The sequence below is a fragment of the Acetobacter garciniae genome, assembly GCF_017377735.1.
GTDB classification, from domain to species: domain Bacteria; phylum Pseudomonadota; class Alphaproteobacteria; order Acetobacterales; family Acetobacteraceae; genus Acetobacter; species Acetobacter garciniae.
In genome coordinates this window covers 219,410-239,078 of the sequence record NZ_JAFVMH010000001.1, presented here as the reverse complement: position 1 = coordinate 239,078, position 19,669 = coordinate 219,410, and the positions used below count along the sequence as shown (strand labels likewise).

17 protein-coding genes are annotated in these 19,669 nt (G+C 65.7%); 5 read left to right on the top strand and 12 right to left on the bottom strand.

What is annotated here, in order from left to right:
• Positions 1–14: 14 nt before the first annotated feature.
• From J2D77_RS01115 to J2D77_RS01105, 3 genes are all read left to right on the top strand, one after another.
• Complete coding sequence (locus J2D77_RS01115; protein ID WP_207844259.1) at positions 15–527, top strand: hypothetical protein; 513 nt, start codon at positions 15–17, stop codon at positions 525–527.
• Positions 528–875: 348 nt separating this feature from the next.
• Entirely contained in the window at positions 876–2,900 is a 2,025-nt protein-coding gene (gene parE, locus J2D77_RS01110) for a DNA topoisomerase IV subunit B (RefSeq protein ID WP_207844257.1), read from the top strand.
• 37 nt (positions 2,901–2,937) lie between these two features.
• Entirely contained in the window at positions 2,938–3,855 is a 918-nt protein-coding gene (locus tag J2D77_RS01105; RefSeq protein WP_207844255.1) for an EamA family transporter, read from the top strand.
• Positions 3,856–4,145: 290 nt separating this feature from the next.
• Here J2D77_RS01105 and J2D77_RS01100 read toward each other — a convergent pair whose 3' ends face one another.
• The 12 genes from J2D77_RS01100 to J2D77_RS01045 form a co-directional block, all read right to left on the bottom strand.
• Positions 4,146–5,702 carry a complex I subunit 4 family protein gene (locus tag J2D77_RS01100; protein WP_331000039.1) on the bottom strand — a complete coding sequence of 519 codons (1,557 nt, stop codon included), beginning with the start codon at positions 5,700–5,702 and terminating at the stop codon, positions 4,146–4,148.
• Positions 5,703–5,900: 198 nt separating this feature from the next.
• Complete coding sequence (gene mutL, locus J2D77_RS01095) at positions 5,901–8,054, bottom strand: DNA mismatch repair endonuclease MutL (protein ID WP_207844253.1); 2,154 nt, start codon at positions 8,052–8,054, stop codon at positions 5,901–5,903.
• Positions 8,041–8,562: a DUF3035 domain-containing protein gene (locus J2D77_RS01090; RefSeq protein ID WP_207844975.1), complete on the bottom strand. Its 522-nt coding sequence runs from the start codon at positions 8,560–8,562 to the stop codon at positions 8,041–8,043. The genes mutL and J2D77_RS01090 overlap by 14 nt, the downstream gene beginning before the upstream one ends.
• Positions 8,563–8,634: 72 nt before the next feature.
• Positions 8,635–9,135 (bottom strand): signal peptidase II, encoded by a 501-nt coding sequence (gene lspA, locus J2D77_RS01085; RefSeq protein ID WP_207844974.1) that lies wholly within the window; start codon positions 9,133–9,135, stop codon positions 8,635–8,637.
• A gap of 11 nt (positions 9,136–9,146) precedes the next feature.
• Positions 9,147–12,080 carry an isoleucine--tRNA ligase gene (ileS, locus tag J2D77_RS01080; protein ID WP_207844252.1) on the bottom strand — a complete coding sequence of 978 codons (2,934 nt, stop codon included), beginning with the start codon at positions 12,078–12,080 and terminating at the stop codon, positions 9,147–9,149.
• A gap of 179 nt (positions 12,081–12,259) precedes the next feature.
• Positions 12,260–13,198, bottom strand: coding sequence for a bifunctional riboflavin kinase/FAD synthetase (locus J2D77_RS01075; RefSeq protein ID WP_207844973.1), 939 nt, complete (start codon positions 13,196–13,198; stop codon positions 12,260–12,262).
• 4 nt (positions 13,199–13,202) lie between these two features.
• Positions 13,203–13,949 (bottom strand): acireductone synthase, encoded by a 747-nt coding sequence (mtnC, locus tag J2D77_RS01070; RefSeq protein ID WP_207844250.1) that lies wholly within the window; start codon positions 13,947–13,949, stop codon positions 13,203–13,205.
• 11 nt (positions 13,950–13,960) lie between these two features.
• Positions 13,961–14,506 carry a 1,2-dihydroxy-3-keto-5-methylthiopentene dioxygenase gene (locus J2D77_RS01065; RefSeq protein ID WP_207844248.1) on the bottom strand — a complete coding sequence of 182 codons (546 nt, stop codon included), beginning with the start codon at positions 14,504–14,506 and terminating at the stop codon, positions 13,961–13,963.
• The gene (locus tag J2D77_RS01060; RefSeq protein WP_207844972.1) at positions 14,503–15,153 is read right to left on the bottom strand and encodes a methylthioribulose 1-phosphate dehydratase; all 651 of its coding nucleotides are present in this window, start codon (positions 15,151–15,153) and stop codon (positions 14,503–14,505) included. Before J2D77_RS01060 ends, J2D77_RS01065 begins: the two co-directional genes overlap by 4 nt.
• Positions 15,154–15,187: 34 nt before the next feature.
• Entirely contained in the window at positions 15,188–15,442 is a 255-nt protein-coding gene (locus tag J2D77_RS01055) for a twin-arginine translocase TatA/TatE family subunit (protein ID WP_207844246.1), read from the bottom strand.
• 404 nt (positions 15,443–15,846) lie between these two features.
• Entirely contained in the window at positions 15,847–16,299 is a 453-nt protein-coding gene (locus tag J2D77_RS01050) for a CHAP domain-containing protein (RefSeq protein WP_207844971.1), read from the bottom strand.
• 208 nt (positions 16,300–16,507) lie between these two features.
• Complete coding sequence (locus J2D77_RS01045; RefSeq protein WP_207844244.1) at positions 16,508–17,218, bottom strand: regulatory protein RecX; 711 nt, start codon at positions 17,216–17,218, stop codon at positions 16,508–16,510.
• A 258-nt stretch (positions 17,219–17,476) separates the two neighbouring features.
• On the opposite strand from J2D77_RS01045, the gene J2D77_RS01040 reads away from it, so the two are divergent.
• Positions 17,477–18,679 carry an aspartate aminotransferase family protein gene (locus J2D77_RS01040; RefSeq protein ID WP_207844242.1) on the top strand — a complete coding sequence of 401 codons (1,203 nt, stop codon included), beginning with the start codon at positions 17,477–17,479 and terminating at the stop codon, positions 18,677–18,679.
• Positions 18,676–19,668: an ornithine carbamoyltransferase gene (argF, locus tag J2D77_RS01035; RefSeq protein WP_207844240.1), complete on the top strand. Its 993-nt coding sequence runs from the start codon at positions 18,676–18,678 to the stop codon at positions 19,666–19,668. The genes J2D77_RS01040 and argF overlap by 4 nt, the downstream gene beginning before the upstream one ends.
• Position 19,669 lies beyond the last annotated feature (1 nt).

The following is a 19,669-nucleotide window of genomic DNA, read 5'->3' as shown; positions in this document are numbered from 1 at the left end:
GTCGGAGGTACCGTATGTCCTTTTCCCGTCTTCTCGCCGCGGGTGTCCTGGCCGCGGGCATGGTCCATGGCACGATAGCGCTTGCCGCAAGCCCCTGTGGCCATTCCCCCGTGCATGAGGCCTTCAATGTGCTGGGCCTGAAAAGCGAGCTGATGGTGACGGCGCTGTCGTGCAAGACGCAGGACCGCTACAACGACATCGTCGCGAAGTTCCGTCCGATCCTGCTGAAGGAAGAAGACAAGCTCAACGCCTATTTCCGCTCCACCTACGGCCGTAGCGCGCAGCACGAATACGACGACTACATTACCCAGCTGGCCAATGTACAGTCCGAGAAAGGCCTGCAATCGGGCACGATCTTCTGCATGCAGCGCATGGCCATGTATGACGAGGTCAGCGCACTGGAAACGGCGGAAGACCTGTCCAACTATTCCGAAGGCAAGGATGTGGTCCAGCCTGCCTCCTTCGAAAGCTGTGCAGCCCCCGCGGCAACCTTCCGCCCTGCACGCCGGAGTGCGCGCAAGGCCTGACCTGTTCCGGCCCTTGCGCGCGAAATACCGGCCGGGGCCTGAATACAACGCTTGGGGCATGCCATCAGGCCCGGCCATGGCCTGAGAGAGGCCGAACCGCGCCACTGAATGCCCTGTCTTGCACCCAGCCCGAAGCCGGGTGGCCGGAGCGACGCTGGCCCGGGCTGGTGCACCCCACCTTGGCCGTCAAGCGCGACCTGCCGCTCTGGTCCGTCTGTCCGGCGCGCCCTTGTGGGGACCAATCCCTCCGCGCGGTTTGCCCGCAAAAAGACTTTACCAAAAAACAGTTTGCCCGGGCGGTATTACCGCGCTTGACGAATCAACGCCAAAGCAGGACAGACTTTGCGCATGAGCGACCTGTTTTCCGCCCCCCCGCCAGCCCGCAAGCCCGCAGCCTCCCCGACCCGCAAGGCGGAGGCCGAACCCCAGGCCTATGACGCCAGCGCGATCGAGGTGCTCGAAGGCCTTGAGCCCGTGCGCCGCAGGCCGGGCATGTATATCGGCGGCACGGATGAAGGGGCCCTGCACCATCTGGCGGCGGAAATTCTCGACAACTCGATGGACGAGGCCGTGGCGGGCCACGCCACCACCATCGACGTGCGGCTCGATCCCGGCAACCGGCTGAGCGTGCGTGACAACGGGCGCGGCATTCCCGTGGACCCGCATCCGCGCTTTCCCGACCGCTCGGCGCTGGAGGTCATCCTGACCACGCTGCATGCGGGCGGTAAATTTTCCGGCAAGGCCTACGCCACATCGGGCGGCCTGCACGGGGTTGGCTCCTCTGTTGTGAATGCGCTTTCGGCCCGCATGGATGTCGAAATCGCGCGCGACCGTATCGTGTGGCGCCAGTCCTATGAGCGCGGCAAACCGGTCACGGCCCTTGAACAGGTCGGCAACGCCCCCAACCGGCGCGGCACGCAGATCACGTTCCAGCCCGATCCGGAAATTTTCGGCGCCCATGTTTTTGCGCCTGCCCGGCTGTACAAGCTGTGCCGGTCAAAGGCGTTCCTGTTCCGTGGTGTGACCATCCGCTGGTCATGCGATCCCGAGCTTATCAAGGCCGGGGATGACACGCCGGCCGAGGCGGTGCTGCATTTCCCCGGCGGGCTGGCGGACAGCCTGGCGGACGAGCTGGGCCCCAACGCCCCCCTGCTGGCCCCCATCTGGGCGAGTGACGCCCAATTGCCCCCAGCCGCCGATGGTAGCGAAACCGGCAAGGTGGAATGGGCCATAGGCTTTCTTGAAAGCGGCGCTGCCTCCCTTGTGTCGTACTGCAACACCATTCCCACACCGCTGGGCGGCACGCATGAGACCGGCCTGCGCAATGCGCTGGTCAAGGGCTTTCGCGCCTGGGGGGAGCAACGCTCGATCAAGAAAGCGGCCAGCATTACCGCCGAAGACGTGCTGGGCATGATCGCGGCCAGGCTGTCGGTTTTTATCCGTGACCCGCAGTTCCAGGGCCAGACCAAGGAAAAACTGACCACCGCCGAAGCCAGCAAGCTGGTGGAGACCGCCCTGCGCGACCGGTTCGACCACTGGCTGGCGCAAAACCCGCCCCAGGCGGACGCATTGCTGGCCTTTACCATCGAACGGGCCGAAGAACGGCTGCGCCGCCGCGAACAGAAGGACACGCCGCGCAAAAGTGCGACGCGCCGCCTGCGCCTGCCCGGCAAGCTGACCGACTGCACCAAGGAATACGCGCCCGAGACCGAGATTTTCCTTGTCGAGGGCGACTCCGCCGGTGGGTCGGCCAAGCAGGCCCGCAACCGTGAAAACCAGGCCGTGCTGCCGCTGCGCGGCAAGATCCTGAACGTGGCCAGTGCTACGACCGAGAAGCTGCGCGCCAACCAGGAACTGCGTGACCTGATCGAGGCCCTGGGCTGTGGTTCGGGCGACGGATTCGACCTGGCCAAACTGCGCTACGGCCGCGTCATCATCATGACGGACGCCGATGTGGACGGGGCGCATATTGCCTCCCTCCTCATGACGTTTTTCTATCGTGAACTGCCCGAATTGGTACGCAGCGGCCATCTGTACCTGGCCCAGCCGCCGCTGTACCGCCTGACACAGGGGGCGCGCAGCGTGTACGCGATGGATGACGCCGACCGCGACCGCAAGCTGAAAACCCTGTCCAAGGGCCGGGGCAAGATAGATGTGTCGCGCTTCAAGGGCCTGGGGGAGATGCCTCCCGCGGATCTGAAGGAAACAACCATGGACCCGTCACGGCGTACTCTGCTACGCGTCGTGACACCGGTGGAAGAACGGCTTAATACCCGCGAACGGGTGGAAAGCCTGATGGGCCGCAAGCCGGAACTGCGCTTTGCGTTCATTCAGGAACATGCCCGCAGCGTGGACGAACTTCTCGATATTTGAAACCAGGACATTCCAGCAAGAATTGAGCTTACGAGCCATGTCGTTTCCTTCTCCTGCCGTATCCGCGCGGGATCGCATGCTGGCACTTCTACAGGTTACGGGCGGCATGATCAGCGTTCAGCTTGGCACATCGCTGGCCAAGCTGCTGTTCCCCGTTTTCGGGGCGGGCAACATGCTGGGGCTGCGGACCTTTTTTGGCTCCGTAGCACTGGTGCTGTTTTTTGGAAGCTGGCGCTGGCACGGGCTTTCTGTGCGGGTTCTGCGCCTGCTGCTGCCCTACGGCATTGCGCTGACGGGCATGAACGCCATGTTCTATCTGGCACTCAACCGCCTGCCGCTGGGCATTGCAGTCGCCATCGAGTTCATTGGCCCGCTGACCCTGGCCTTCCTGAGTTCGCGCCGCGTGACGGACGTGCTGTGGATTGCCGTGACTGTGGTGGGGCTGGCGCTTCTGCTCAAGCCGCAATCGGCCGTAACGCTCGACCTGCTAGGGGTGGGCTACGCGCTTGTCGGGGCGGGGTTCTGGACCAGCTATATCGTCATCTGCCGCAAGCTTGCGCATAAGGTGCCGCCCGGCCATGCCTGCGCGGTGGGCATGGGCATAGGGGGGGTCATCCTGCTGGTGCCCTGCACCCTGCCCGCACTGGCCATTGGCCTGCACCAGCCCACCATGCTTGCGCTGAGTATCGTGGTCGCTCTCAGTTCCTCCGCCCTGCCCTACGCGCTGGAAATGCGGGCCATGCACCGCCTGACCACACGCGAATTCGGCCTGCTCTGCAGCCTTGAGCCTGTTTGCGCCACGTTGTCGGGCACCCTGCTGCTGCACGAAATCCCTTCGCTGCGCCAGTTATGCGGTATTTTATGTATCGTCACCGCCTCCGCCGGAATCGTGCTGGGTCCAAGCCAGAACCGTAAAGAGGCCCTACCGTCCGAACTGCCCGAATTGCTGGATTAAGAGGCGACCAACGTCTGCGCCGGGCAGACGGGCAAAAGCCCCTTCACGCTAGAGCAGAGAGGCGAGCATGGGCAGCCGCACGGCGACGAACATGCCCTGCGCGTCTGCCCCCCTGACAGAGCCGACTGGCAGAGCCGATCCGGCCTGTCATCCAGCCAGCCGGAACCCGGGCACCCCGATCTTCTGTTTGCAGCATGTCAAAGAAAAGGGCAGGACCGGGTCTGCCCCCATCCTGCCCCAACTGGCTTGCCCCTGGGGGAAACTCCCCCAAGGATCGCGGTTGGTGGCCCTTACCGGCTGGCCAGCTTGACGACATCCGGCGCGTGAACCGGGTGGAGCACCCCGCCATGTGTGGCGGCCGATGCCGCAAGTCCGTCCCCCATGGCTGAACCATGCACGGCCTGCATCACCACCGGGTCGAACAGGCGGGTGAAGCTGCCGGGGTGCACGCCCATCCATAATGTGACCACCGCCAGGGGCACCAGCACGGCCATTTCGGCCGCCGTCAGGTCACGCAGCAGCCCGACAGTGCCCTTTACGCTGCCGAACAGCACCCGCCGATAGAGCGAGAGCATGTAGACCGCGCCCATGATCATGGTGCCACCCGCCAGCAGGGCGACCCAGATGGAGACATGCACCGCCCCCATCAGCACCAGCAACTCACCCACGAAGGAGCCCGTGCCCGGCAGGCCCACATTGGCCATGGTGAACAGCATGGCCAGCAGGGACAGGACGGGCATCTGCCGCGCCACACCACCCAGGGCCGAAATCTGCCCGGTTTCCGCCCGCCATGCGACAGCGGCCACGCAGAAGAACAAGGCCGCGATCACCACGCCATGGGACAGCATCTGGAAAATGGCGCCGTCGATCCCTTCGGCCGTCAACGTGAACAGCCCGACCGCGATCATGCCCATATGCGAGAAGGACGAATACGCGATCATGCGTTTCATGTCGGTCTGGGCGAAGGCGACAAAGGCCGCGTACAGAATGGCCACCACGCCCAAAGCCAGAACGTAAGGGGCGAACAGGCGCGCCGCATCGGGGAACATCAGCACGCCAAAGCGCAGCAGGCCGTAAGCCCCGGTCTTGGACAGAACGCCCGAAAGCATGGCCGAGGCCGGCGTCGGCGCTTCGGAATACGCATCGGGCAGCCAGCCATGCAGGGGAAAGAGCGGCAGCTTGACCCCGAAGGCAAGAACGAAGGCCAGAAGCAGCCAGCCTTGCAGGGGCTGCGAAAAACCCGCCTGCATCAGGGCGGGAATATCGGTCGTGCCCGCATGCAGCCACATGGTGATCAGCCCGACCAGCATGAACAGCGAGCCACCGAAGGTGAACAGGAAGAACTGGAGCGACGCCCAGACCCGCTTGGGCCCGCCCCAGATCCCGATCATGAGACTGCCCGGAATAAGGGTCGCTTCGTAAAAGACGTAGAACAGCACCAGGTCCTGGGCGGAAAACAGGCCGAACAGGGCGGTTTCGAGCAGCAGCATGGCGGCGACGAAGTCGCGCCCCTGCGTCTGCACGCTGCGCCAGCCCGCACCCAGGGCAAGCGGGGTCAGGAACGCCGTCAGCAGGATGAACACCAGGCTGATGCCGTCTATCCCCGTATGGTAGGTAATGCCGTAATCGCCCATCCAGCGCAGGCGCGTTTCAAACTGCACGCCGGGCACGGTCGGGTCGAACCAGAGCCAGAGCAGAACGCTCAGCCCCAGGGTCAGGAGGGTTGTCCACAGGCCAAGCCAGCGTGCGGTGCGATCCCGGTCCTCGGTTCTGCCGGGACACAGGAACGCCACCAGCGCACCGGCGAGGGGGAGATAGGTTATCAGCGAAAGGAGGATCGGCTGCACGACTTCACCTACCGTAGGTTGGATGACAGAGTGCTAGAATACTTGCGCCATTTTAGGGCCATAGGCCAGCATGTGGCAGTTCACGTTCTGCCGACCACGGCTTTTGTGCTTGCAGGCGGGCCCCAGACCCGGTGGGGGATGGCGGGCACGGGAGTGTCCGGGATCCCCCTTTTTTGCAGCCTTTCCATGCGGCCTTTTTCAGCGGCGGCCGAACAGTTTTTCCAGATCGGTGCGGCTCAGCTTGAGCCAGGTCGGCCGGCCGTGCGAACACGTGCCGGCGCGTGGCGTGGCCTCCATCTGCCGCAGCAGGGCGTTCATTTCCTCCGCCGTCAGCCTGCGCCCGGCGCGAATGCTGCCATGGCAGGCCATGCGGGCGATCACGGCATCCAGGCGGCCGTCAAGGGCTGCCATTTCGTCGGGGGCGCCGTGTTCGTCCCGCTCCAGTTCATCGGCCAGATCGCGCAAAAGGCCCGATGCATCGGTGCCCCCCAGCATGGCGGGCAAGGCGCGCACCAGCACGCAATCCCCGCCAAAGGCTTCCAGTTCCACCCCGAGTCTCTCCAGCACGGGCTGGCAGGCCAGCAGGCTTTCCACCTGCGCGCGGGGCAGGTCCACCACATCGGGCACCAGAAGGCGCTGGGCCTGCACCCGCCCGCCCAGAAACTGCGCGCGCAGGCGTTCATGTGTCAGCCGTTCATGAGCGGCATGCTGGTCCACCAGAACCAGGCTGCCATCCGCCGCTACGGCCAGGATATAGGTGTCCAGCACCTGTGCGACCGCCGCCCCGAGCGGATGCGCGCCACCGGGATCGGCGACAAACGCGCTGCCAGCGTCTCCATCCCCCGCAGGCGAGCCCTCCCCCCCTGGCGGCAGCGTGAAGTGGGCATCTGACGCGCCGGGCAGAACTGCCGGGTAAGCAGGGGCGATCGTGCGGGCCTGTGGCGTATCCCCGAATTGCAGGCGGGATTCGGCAAAGCCCGAGGTCGCATCGCCCCCCTGCCCGGCCTGAAGGGAATGCATCTCGCCCACGGACGAGCCAAGGGACAGACCGGAAGATGCCGCCGGGGGTTCCCCATGGGACGACCCGCCCGGCCCCCCGGTCATCGCCCCGCCAGGGCCAGGTGAAAAGCGCGCCATGTCGGGCGTGGTCAGGGGCCGGTTTTCGGGCGGGTACCAGATTCGCGCCCCGCGGGAGGCAGCGGAGAATACCGGCCGCACCCCTGCGACACCCGCCCCGTGTTCGAGCGCGCGCTGGATGGTGCCGATCACGAGCGAGCGGACCGCCGCTTCATCCGCAAAGCGCAGTTCGGTCTTGGCGGGGTGGACGTTCACATCCACCATGGTGGGCGGCACGTTCAGCATGATGGCCACGACCGGATGGCGACCCGCCTCGATAACCCGGCGATAGGCCACGCGTACCGCCGTGCGTAGCACGGGGTCCACCACCGGCCGGCCGTTCACCAGCATGAACTGCCCGCTGGCCGTGGCCCGGTGCAGGGATGGCGGGCAGATGAACCCTGTCAGGGTCATGCCATCGCGCGCACCTTCTATGCTGATAAGCTCGTCCGTCTGGCTGGCGTCGAGCAGGGCCGCCGCCCGCGCGGCCATGTCCTGGGCGGGCAGGTCCAGCACCACCCGGCCATCAAGCACGAAGCGCAGGGCTGTCTGCGGCACGGCCAGCGCCAGCCGCCGCACCACGTTTTCGACATGGCGGCCTTCGACACGGGCACTTTTAAGGAATTTGCGTCGGGCGGGGGTTGCGAAAAACAGGTCCTCCACCACCACGGTGGTGCCTGGCGCACCGGCTGCGGGTTCGGGCGGGCTTGTCGCCCCGCCATCCACCCTGATCCGCCACGCCCCCGCCTGTTCCGTCCCTTGCCGGGCGGGCTGCGTGAGGCTGCGGCGGCGCGAGGTAATGCTCAACCGCGCGGCTGCCCCGATGGAGGGCAGGGCCTCCCCCCGGAAGCCGAGGGTCGCGATATGGACCAGCGTTTCGTCACGCAGTTTGGAGGTGCAGTGCCGCTCCACTGCCAGGACCAGATCGTCAGGCGTCATGCCCACGCCATCGTCGGTGACGATAATGCGTTCCACCCCGCCGCCTGCAAGGATGATTTCCAGCCGCTTCGCCCCGGCATCTATGGCGTTTTCAGCCAGTTCCTTCACGGCGGCGGCCGGGCGTTCTATGACCTCGCCCGCGGCAATGCGGTTGACGATCACCTCGGGCAGGCGCCTGACCGGCTGGGACCGCGTGGCTGTGGGGGCATCGGCCCCGGCGGGGGCGGCCAGATCCGGGCCGCGCCGGGCCGATCCCGTCAGGAGAGGGTGTTCAGGACCGGATTTATTGGCGGGCATTCGTGGTGGGGGTAGCACCCTTCGTGGGCGGCTTGCCCAGTGCTGCGTTGGTTTTCAGCCGCTGGTTCTCGGCCTTGGCATCCACCACGGTGCCCGAATGCCCACCTTTCCAGAACATCAACTGCTCGACAAAGCCGGAACCGGAAGACGCCAGTTCCCCCGTATCCACCGTATCGGACGCGGCGGCGGCTTCGTTCACCAGAATGGTCTGGCCTTCGCTCGTATCGCCGTTGGTGCCGCGCAGCGCCACATCGGGGGAGAGCGTTTCAAGCGCTTGCAGGCGTTCGCTTTCGTCCTGGCGGCGTTCGTCCCCGTTGCGGGTGGGCTTGGCCAGTTCATCGGATGTGGGCATGGAAAGCGGGGCACGGGTCGTGACGGTGTATTCGTCGGGCATGCTGCGTTCCAGCCCGAACGCCCGCGCGGCGTCGGTGCCCGAACAGCCGCTGAGCATGACGCAGCTACCAAGCAGCAGCAACGGAGAAACCAGGGTTGAAACACGGCGCGCCATCATCTGCTTTCTACTCATCCTGAAAAAAGCCGCAGGGACCGTCTGCGGGCTGGCTGTCCTTGAAGAGGACGATCATTGAGATGCCTTGCTCCCGCCCGACAGGGAATTCTGAAGCAGCAGCACGCATACCGAACACACTATAGCCGAATCAGCGACGTTGAACACATACCAAGACCAGCCGAATGCATGTGCGTGCACAAAATCCACCACCGCGCCGTAGCGCACGCGGTCGATGGCGTTGCCCACGGCCCCGCCGGCCACCGCCCCCACGCATATCGCGGTCAGCCTGCTGGGGGTGCGGAACATCCACACCAGCAGAGCGGCCGCGACCACCAGAGAGATCACCGAGAACACGACACGCCCGGCCCCGCCCAGCCCGCCGAACATCCCGAATGTCACGGCGTGGTTCCACACCATGGTGAAGTTCAGGAACGGCAGCAGCCGCACGGAACCCTTGTCGGGCAGGTCCAGCCCGTAGAGAATCCAGTATTTGCTCAACTGGTCGGCCGAAAGGACAAGGGCCAGGGCCAGAAGGCCCAGACCGAAGGGCCGCAGCATGAAGGGCCTGCGCATGACCTGAACGCTCACGCGCCCACCGGGGGTTCGCCCGTTGCAGGTTCAGTCATCGGGGTGTTGGCGGCCTGCTCCACCACATCCGCGCAGCGCAGGCACAGGCCGGGATAGTCGGCACGGGTGCCGGTTTCGGGCAGCACCTTCCAGCACCGCGCGCATTTTTCGCCCTCGGCCACGCGCACGACGGGCGCGCCATGCAGTTCGCCCCCTTCCTCGCCCTGCACATAGACAGAGGACGACGTCGGATCGATCACCACATCCACATGCGAGACAATGGCCAGTTCGCTCCAGTCCACACCCGCGAACAGCGCGGCTTCCTCCTGCGAGAGGGTCAGTTCCACCTGTGCCTGGAGCGATGAACCGATCAAGCCGTTCCGGCGCGCGCCCTCGATCTCGGTGGTGATGACACGGCGCACACCGCGAATGCTGGCCCAGCGTTCTTCCAGTTCGGGGTTCATCCATTCCACCGGCATGTCCATGAAGGCCTGTTCATGCACGCTGGTTTCGGTCCCGAAGCGCGCGGCCCAGGCTTCCTCCGCCGTGAACACCAGAACCGGGGCCAGCCATGTGCTCAGGCAGCGATGCAGGATATCCAGCACCGTGCGCACCGCGCGGCGCGTGGGGCTGGAAGGCGCGTCGCAATACAGCACGTCCTTGCGGATATCGAAGTAGAAGGCCGAAAGATCGGTCGTGCAGAAGCCGTGCAGGGCCGGATACACGCCAACCCATTCATGGGTTTCCACCGCACGGGCCATCAGCCCCGACAGTTCGGACACACGGTGCAGCACCCAGCGTTCAAGCTCGGGCAGTTCGGCGTAGGGCACGGTTTCGGCTTCAGTAAATCCGTCCAGCCCGCCCAGCAGCCAGCGCAGCGTGTTGCGCAGGCGGCGATAAAGCTCGCCCTGCTGCTTGAGAATTTCCTTGCCGATTCTCAGATCATCATTGGTGTCGGAATTCATCACCCACAGGCGCAGCACGTCCGCACCCAGGCTGTCGTTCACGTCCTGCGGGGCCACGACATTGCCCAGGGACTTGGACATCTTGCGGCCCTGTTCGTCCAGCACGAAGCCGTTGGTCACCACCGCCTTGAACGGCGCCACACCGCGCGTGCCCACGCTTTCGAGCAGGGAGGACTGGAACCACCCGCGATGCTGGTCCGACCCTTCCAGATACAGGTCGGCGGGAAAGCTCAGCCCCGGCCGCCCCAGCACGAAGGAATGGGTGGACCCGCTTTCGAACCAGACATCGACAATATCGAAAACCTGATCGTAATCCTCGGCCTTGCGCTCTGCACCCAAAAAGCGTTCGGGCGGTGAACTGTACCACGCATCCGCCCCTTCGGTGCGGAACGCATCGACAATGCGGGCCATGACCGCGGCGTCGCGCAGGACCTCGCCCGTGCGTTTTTCCACGAACACGGCAATGGGCACGCCCCATGCGCGCTGGCGGCTGATGCACCAGTCAGGCCGGGTGCGCACCATGGAGGTCAGTCGGTTGCGGGCCTGGGCGGGCACGAAGGTGACGTTTTCAAGCGCCTTGAGCGCGTTTTCGCGCAAGGAGTCCTCGCCATCCATGCGGATGAACCATTGCGGCGTGGCCCGGTAGATGACCGGCGCGCGCGACCGCCAGGAATGCGGATAGGAATGCACGATCTGCCCGCGTGCGATCAGCCCGGCAGGGGCCGTGCCCGCCGCGTTGGCGCGCTCCATCGCATCGACCAGGGTCGCGCAGATGACATCGGCCGCCTTGAACACATGCACACCGGCAAAGCCCGGCACCCAGGGCGCGTAGGTGCCATCGGCCTGCACGGCTTCGGGTATCTCGATGCCATTGGCGCTGCACAGCAGGAAGTCATCCTCCCCATGGGCGGGGGCCTGATGCACCAGGCCCGTTCCGGCCTCGGTCGTCACGAACTCGCCCGGCAGCATGGGCACGTCGAAATCGTACCCCGCCCCGCGCAGCGGATGCGCACAGACAACGCCCTTCAGCGCACTGCCCGGCAGGGTGTACAGCACCCGGTGGGCGGCCACATGGGCCTGCTGGCAGAAATCGTCCACCAAGGCTTCGGCCACCAGCACCCTGGCACCGGGTTCGAGCAGCGCCCCTTCGGATGTTTCATCCACCCGCAGCACCACGTACGTAATATCGGGCCCGTAGGCCAGCGCGCGGTTGGCGGGAATGGTCCACGGTGTCGTGGTCCAGATCACGACCGAGACATCGGCCAGGGCATGGGCCGCCGTGGGATCCTTGATTACGGGGAACGCCACGAAAATGGTGGTGGAGGTATGATCGTGGTATTCGATCTCGGCCTCGGCCAGGGCGGTTTTTTCAACCGGGCTCCACATGACCGGGCGCAGGCCGCGATACAGCTTGCCATTGAGCAGGAACCGACCGATTTCCTCGGCAATGGCCGCTTCGGACGGGAAATCCATGGTGGCGTAGCGGTTGTGCCATTCGGCCTGCACGCCAAGGCGCTTGAATTCCTCCATCTGCACGCCCAGCCAGTGCGCGGCATAGGCCCGGCATTCAGCACGGAATTCCAGCACCGGCACGCCGTCCTTGTCGCGCTTGGCCTTGCGGTATTCCTCTTCCACCCGCCATTCGATCGGCAGGCCGTGGCAGTCCCACCCCGGCACGTAGCGCACGCCATACCCCGCCATGCGGTGAGCGCGGTTGATCACGTCCTTGTTGATCTTGTTCAGCGCGTGCCCGATATGCAGGTTGCCGTTCGCATAAGGCGGGCCGTCATGCAGCGTGAAGGCGGGCCGCCCCTCTGCCTGGGCGGCCAGGCGCGCATCCAGCCCGGTTTCCTGCCAGTGCTTCAGCCATTCGGGCTCCTGTTTGGGCAGCCCGCCGCGCATGGGAAAAGACGTGCGCGGCAGAAACACCGTATCGCGGTACTGATCGGCGGGAGATGTCTTGTCCGGTTCACTGGATGAGGTCATGAGCGGCGGAAATCACTTCGGTTCGGGTGCGTGGTCCAACGAACAGGCACGGCGGAAAACAGACACGGCAGAAAGCGGGCGGGTGGCCAGCGCGCCGCGCCATATGGCATGGCAGGCGGGGTCATGGCCCGCGCGGGTTGCGGCCGACCCGTCCCTTATCAAAAAGGAACGGCGCAGGGTCAAGGGGCAGGTGCCAGAAGCTGGCGGGCCTGAAGCGCATCGAGCGCGATCTGGGCCTTGAGTTCATCCAGGCTGGCAAAGCGCATTTCGGGCCGCAGCAGGCGGTGCAGCGCCACGGAAAGCTGCTGGCCGTACAGATCGCCCTCGAAATCGAACAGATGCACTTCCAGCCGGCTTTCCTGCCCGTCATCGATTGTGGGACGGCGCCCGACATTGGCCACACCCATGCGCGTATGCCCGCCCGGCAGGCGGATGGTCACGGCATAAACGCCGCGCGCGGGCTCAAGATGCCGCCCCAGGGCAATATTGGCGGTGGGAAAGCCCAGCAGGCGACCACGCTTGTCGCCGTGCTGGACCTCGCCCCGGATAAACCACGGGCGGCCCAGTTCCTCGGCCGCGCGTTCGGGGTAGCCATCCTGCAACAGCCGCCTGATGCGGGTGGAGGAAAACGGCCCGCCCGCATCGGCCAGAGCCGGCACCTGTGTCAGCCCGATATCGAGCGCCTGCGTCCGTTCGGCCAGGAAATTGATATCGCCCCCGCGCCGGTGGCCGAAGGCGAAATCCGGCCCGCAGCCCACATGCAGCAGGCCCAGCGCGTCATGCAGCACGTCCTGGACGAACTGCTCCGCACTCAGGTTGGAAAAAGCCCGGTCGAACGGGATTTCGAACACATGCTCGACCCCCAGCGCCTCCAGTGCCGCAAGCCGTTCCTCGGACAGGGTCAGCCGGAACGGCGGGTCCTGCGGGCGGAACAATTCGCGCGGATGCGGCTCGAACGTCACCACCGCGCGGGGCAGGTCGGGCCGGGCGGCATGGACGGAACGGATCAGATGGGCATGACCCAGATGCACGCCATCGAAATTGCCAAGGGCTGCGGCACATCCCCGCGCAGAAGGGGGTATGGAATGCCAGTCCTTGTAGAGCCGGGCATGCGTCAGCACCTTATGCGCCCCTCTCCAACCCGCCCGGCTGCCCTGCCGGCAGGCCCGTTGGCAGCCCGAACAGGCGTGCGGCATCCGGCAGCGATACCGCGACAGGGTGGTGCGTGCCCGCCACCGTGCCGTCTTCTGGCCGGGCGATCTGGCAGACCTGCAACCCCGCCTGGGCCGCGGCATCAAGCTCGGCCACGACATCGGACAGGAACACGACGTCGGCGGCCTGCCAGCCGGTTTCATCAAGAATAGTGCGGTAGCTGGCCGCCTCTTTCTTGCCGCCCACACGCAGGTCGAAAAACGCGCTGAACAGATCGGTCACGTCGCCCTGGCGCGTATAGCCGTAAATCAGCTTCTGGGCAGGTTCGGAACCGGAGGAATAGACCGCCAGCACCAGCCCCGCCGCCTTGAGCGCGCGCAGGCAGGGCACGACATCGGGGTAGAGTTCCGCCACCAGATCGCCCTGCCTGTAGCCCTGTTCCCAGCACAGGCCCTGAAGGGATTTGAGCGGGGCCACCTTGGCGTCTTCCGCCATCCAGCGTTCAAGCTGTTCAAGCGGGTCTACACCCGGGGCCATCTGCCGCGTCTGGGCCAGGGCTTCCTTTACCGCCGGGTCGGTGGCGCGCTGTTGCAGCAGCGTGGGCAGGCATTGCCGCGCGTAGGGGAACAGAACCTTGTGGACAAAGGCCACAGGCAGGGTCGTGCCTTCGATATCGAGCAGGACGACTCGCGGCGTGTGGCTTGGAATTTCGCGCATCGATCCCTCGTTCACGCGGCGTAGGCGGGGAACTGCCCGGCAATGTCGCTGCCGGTATACTGCGCCACCCAGCCTTCCTTGTGGGTGAAGATCCGCAGGGCCACCACGTCGGGCGCGGGGCCCGCATCGAACCAGTGCCTCACCCCTTCGGGCACGGAAATCAGGTCGCCCTGGGTGCAGTGCACGTCATACACCTGCCCGTCCAGATGCAGGATGAAATGCCCGCCGCCATGGACGAAAAAGCGTACCTCGTCCTCGCTATGCGTGTGTTCGGACAGGAATTTCTCGCGCAGGGCGGGGTAGTTCGGGGTCTGCGCGCTTACGCGCAGCACATCGGCCGAGCCAGCTCCCGTCTCGCCCATCAGGCGGTCCAGCCAGGGGCGGTAGGTTTGCAGCACCACATCTTCGGGCGCGTCACGTTCGGGAATGGCCGGGCCTTCCCACCGTTCGAAACGCACGCCATGGGCCGCCAGCACATGTGCGATTTCCGCCACGTCCTGCGTGCGCAGGGTGGGGCTGTCGGGCTGGCCATCATTGTAAACGACCAAGGTGCTCATGCCCCCAGTGTCCTTCCTTCGAGTGTCCTTCTTTGCAGCAGGCAGGCCAGCAGGAATTCCAGCCCTTCGAGCCGGGCCAGGGCCTGGTCCATATCACGCCCCCAGACATACACGCCGTGCCCGCGAATGATATAGCCCGCGGGCATGGCGCCGAAATAGGGCTCCACCTCGCCGGCCAGCCGCGCGATATCCTGGTCGTTGGCAAAAAGCGGCACCGTAATGGCGGCGTCATGCGTGGTCTGCCCGTCAAAGACCTTCTGCACCTCGTAATCGCGCAGGGTCAGGGCGTTGGTCTTCTCGATCATGGACAGCACGGTGGAGGCGACGGAATGCCCGTGCAGCACCGCCCCCACGTCGGGCATGCGGCGATAGACCTGGCAATGCAGCAGGGTTTCCGCACTGGGGCGATGACCCGGGTCATGCGGGCGGCCTGCCCCATCGACCGTTATCACGTCCTGCTCGCGCAGAAAGCCCTTGTGGCAGCCCGAACGTGTGATGGCGATACGCCCGTCGGGCAGCCGGCAGCTGATATTGCCAGCCGTCGCGGGCACCCAGGCGCGCGCATCCATTCTCTGGCCTGCCCGCACGATATCGTGGGCAGCCTGTTCCAGCGGGCCAGACCGCCGGTCCAGCACCGGATTATCCATTGTCATGCCGTGCGTTTATCCGAAATCCGCTGACTTACTGCCTGCCCGCCTGGTCGGCAGGCGCGGTCGCGCGCTGTTCGGCAACCGGGGTCACGGGCGGGGCGATATGCCCGCCGCCGTTACGGCCGGCGGTATCTTCCATCGTCTCGTCATCGGCCATGTGTTTCTTGAAGGACTTGATGCCCTTGGCCACGTCCCCCATCAGCGTGCTGATCTTGCCGCCGCCGCCAAACACCACCAGCACGACCACAAGCACGATCAGCCAGTGCCAGATGCTCAAGCTACCCATTTCATACTTCCTTACCTGTGCCGCGAAACCGCGACCCGTCTTCCAACCTTGAAGCAGCCAGCAGTACATGAGGGCGAATGCCCGTTCATGCAAGTTTTTCCTTCATGCACGCCTGCGCGAGCAAACCCGCCCCCGCCCGACACCCCGCCACCGGGCCGACAGGCGCTGCAAAACCGCCCTGCCCCGCCGCCCGCATGGGTCACCCGGCCCCGAATACCCTCCCCCCGGATTACCGGGGGACCTGATTGACCAGCCGCAGTGAACGGCCCCGCGTGCCAGCCCGCCAGACAGCCTGCCGGGGAGAGGCGGAATGCAAGATGCCTGGCCCGTCCGGCAGGCTCTCCTGCCCCCCCATATATGCCGTCCACCGGCCACTCCCGGCTGTCGTACAAGGGGGTTTTCCTTCAACTCCCTTCAGGCGGGGCGGGTTCGATGAACCCGAAGGCGGGATATACCGTCTTGCCCATACCCTCCACCGGGGTCCACCACACCCGCACGCGTGTCCAGTCATTGGCGGGGGAGACATCCTCCACCGGGGCGCGGCGGGTGACACGCCCGGGTTCCCAGTTGGCGTGATCGACCAGCACCAGACGGGTGTTACGCACCTGCCGCACCACCGATACATGCCCCGAAGGCAGGCGCCGCGTGGGGCAGAAGACCAGCACATCCCCCGCCCGCGGCACGGATGAGCGCGCATATTGCCCCCGCGCCTGCGTCCACCAGCTTGCCGCACTGCCGCGCAGGTTGATCTGCGAATGCTCACGCGCATAGGGCGCGCACTGCACCGCCCCGTTCCAGCCCCCGCCAGCACAGGCGGGCAGCAGCAATAACAGGGCCAGCACAAGCCCACGCACCATGCCGCCATTGAGGCCGCCATGGGTGATGCGGGACCACGCTCCCCCGCCCAGGGGCTGGCCCCAATATAAAGCGGAACAGGGACCATGGCGGTCGCCCGTACCCCCGTCCGTGTGGCGCCCGGCGGCCCGGGCCTTGCCCGCAATGCTGCGGCTGCTGCCACAAGCCCCCCTGTTCCGGCCCACGCGCCACACGGTCATGCCCGGCACCTCATGGCTCTCCTTTCAGGCGTTCAAGCCAGTCCTGTGCTTCCTCTGGGTCCATATCCAGCACGCGCTCGGCCGTATCGCGCGCGAAGCCGGCCCGCGCCAGCACACCCAGCGCCTTGGCGCGGGCGTTGGCCCGTGGGGCATTGCCGCCGCCATCGGTATCGTCATCGAAGGGGTCTTGCGTATCTTCCCCCGCTGCCGGGTTGAAAGGGCCGAGCCTGCGCTTGCGGGCCAGCACCACGGCGGCGCACAGATCCCGTTCGGTGGCATTCAGCGGGGTATGACCAGGGATCGAGAGGGCGCTTTCGGGCGTGCTGTCCGCATCGCCTGAAAGGGCTTGGGCACTGACCTGTGCTTCCACCCCCCGGGCGGCCAGATGGGCGGCAATGGCCCGGCCCGAACGGCCCGAACGGGTCAGCCTGCGCACGCGCGAGCGGGCAAAGGCGGAGTCGTCCACCGCACCGGCGGCCACCATTTCGGCCACGACCTGGGCTACCGTGCCGCCAAGCTGGCGGGCCGTGGCGTCGGCCTGGTCGGGTTCGGCCCCGGCAGCCACGGCCTGGCGCTGCCAGCGGGCCACCCGGCGCAGCAACACCTGCCCCAGCCCGTGCCGCGTCGTGCCGAACCGGGCCAGATGCGCCAGAGCCGCCTGCCGCAGGGATGAGCGGTCGGGGGCCGCGGGCACCGAGGGGGGATGAGCCGCACTGTTCATGCACGCTACCTTAGCCTGCAAGGTCGGGGTCGAAAATACTTGATACGGCACACGATAGCGCGCCGCGCGCAAATATAAGCGGGTGCAACATGACACATATGCAAGTTTTTCGTGACAGAAGTTTGACTCCCACACGCACAAAGCGCCATGATACAGAACAGTAACGGATCGCCCGCTCCATTTTCAGGCAGCGGGCGCTTTTCGTTTTTGCGTCACACCCAACCAGGTTCACAACCGCCAAAGCAAAGACCAGAATCCATGATTTCTCCGATAATGCCGACCTACAAGCGCGCCGATCTCGCTTTCGAGCAGGGCGAAGGCGCATGGCTTCTGGCATCGGACGGACGACGATTCCTGGACTTTGCGGCGGGGATCGCCACCTGCTCGCTCGGGCATGCGCATCCGCATCTTGTGGCCGCCATTACCGAACAGGCCGGCCGGGTCATGCATGTCTCCAACCTGTTCCGCATTCCGCAGGGTGAAAAACTGGCCGAACGGCTGGTGGCCAATACCTTTGCCGACAGCGTGTTCTTCTGCAATTCCGGTGCGGAAGCCAATGAAGGCATGGTAAAAATGGCCCGCCGGGCGCAGATGCTGGCAGGCCACCCCGAACGTGTGGAGATCATCTGCATGGACGGCGCGTTCCATGGCCGCACGCTGGCCATGCTGGCCGCCACAGGCAACCCCAAATACCTTGAAGGCTATGGGGAACCGGTTGCCGGGTTCGTGCACGTGCCGTTCAATGATATCGAAGCCGTGCGCGCGGCCATAACCCCGCGCACCGCCGCCATCATGCTCGAACCCATCCAGGGAGAAAGCGGGATCAAGGCGGCCTCGCCCGAATTCCTGCGCGCCCTGCGTGCCCTGTGCAATGAAACCGGCGTGCTGCTGGCCCTGGATGAAGTGCAGACCGGCGTCGGCCGCACGGGGCGGCTGTTCGCGCATCAATGGGCCGGGATCACGCCCGATATCATGAGCACGGCCAAGGGTCTGGGCGGGGGGTTCCCCATCGGGGCCATCCTGGCCACCCAGACCGTGGCGCGCGGCATGACGCCGGGCACGCATGGCACCACCTTCGGGGGTAACCCGCTGGCCTGTGCCGCAGCCAATGCGGTGCTGGACGTGCTGCTGGCCCCCGGTTTCCTGGACCAGGTCTGCACCCGCGCGGCCCTTCTGGACGAACTGCTGGACGCGCTTGTGGCGGATGCGCCCGATGTCTTCACCCAGCGCCGGGGCCTTGGTCTGCTGATCGGCCTGCGTTGCGCCCCCCCGGTGGGCGAGGTGCAGGAAGCAGCACTGGAAGCCGGGCTTTTATGCGTGACGGCGGGCGATAACGTGCTGCGCCTTGTCCCGCCCCTGACCCTGAGCGAAGACGACTGCCGCGAAGCCGTCGCCCGTCTGGCGCGCGCCGTCACCACCATCAAGAACAGCACCTCGACAATTCTGGAGCCCGCACAGTGAGCGCAGTCGCCACAGCCTCTTCCTACACGGCCACGGCACCGCGCCATTTCCTGGACCTCAAGGACCTGGACGCGGCGACACTGCGCCAGATCCTGGACGTTGCCAGCAGCATGAAGCGCATGCAGCAGGGGCGGCGTTTTCCCCTGCATCCGCGCCAGCCGCTGGCCGGGCGGCAACTGGGGCTGATCCTGTCCAAGCCGTCCACCCGCACGCGCGTTTCCTTCGAGGTGGGCATTCGCCAGCTCGGGGGCGATGCCGTCGTGCTTTCCCCGCAGGAAATGCAGATCGGGCGGGGGGAAAGCATTGCCGATACGGCGCGCGTGCTCTCGCGCTTTGTGGATGCCATCGTGCTGCGCACGGGCAATACCGACACGCTGCACGAACTCGCGCGCTGGGCCGACGTGCCCGTGATCAACGGCCTGACCCCCACTTCGCACCCCGTGCAGATCCTGGCCGATATCATGACGTTCGAGGAACATCGCGGCCCCGTACGCGGGCGCACCTTCGCCTGGACGGGCGATGGCAACAATGTCCTTGTCTCGCTGATCGAAGGGGCGGTGCGTTTCGGCTTTTCGCTGCGCGCGGCGACACCGATGGACATGAAGCCCCCGCAGGCCGCCCTTGACTGGGCCCGCCGCGAAGGGGGCGACGTGCAGTGGACATCCGACCCGCATGCCGCCGTTGCCGGGGCGGACTGTATCGTGACCGATACCTGGGTCAGCATGTCCGACTCGCAGGAAGAAGCGGCCTCACGCATCGCAAGGCTCGAACCCTACCGTGTGAACGCCGAACTGATGGCCCGCGCGGCCCCCAATGCCCTGTTCATGCACTGCCTGCCTGCCCATATAGGGGAGGAAATGACCAAGGACGTGTTCGAAGGCCGCCATTCCGTCGTGTTCGACGAGGCGGAAAATCGCCTGCATGCCCAAAAGGGTATCCTGGCCTGGACGCTCGGCGGTTCGAACTGGACATCTTTCGGCAAGGAATAAC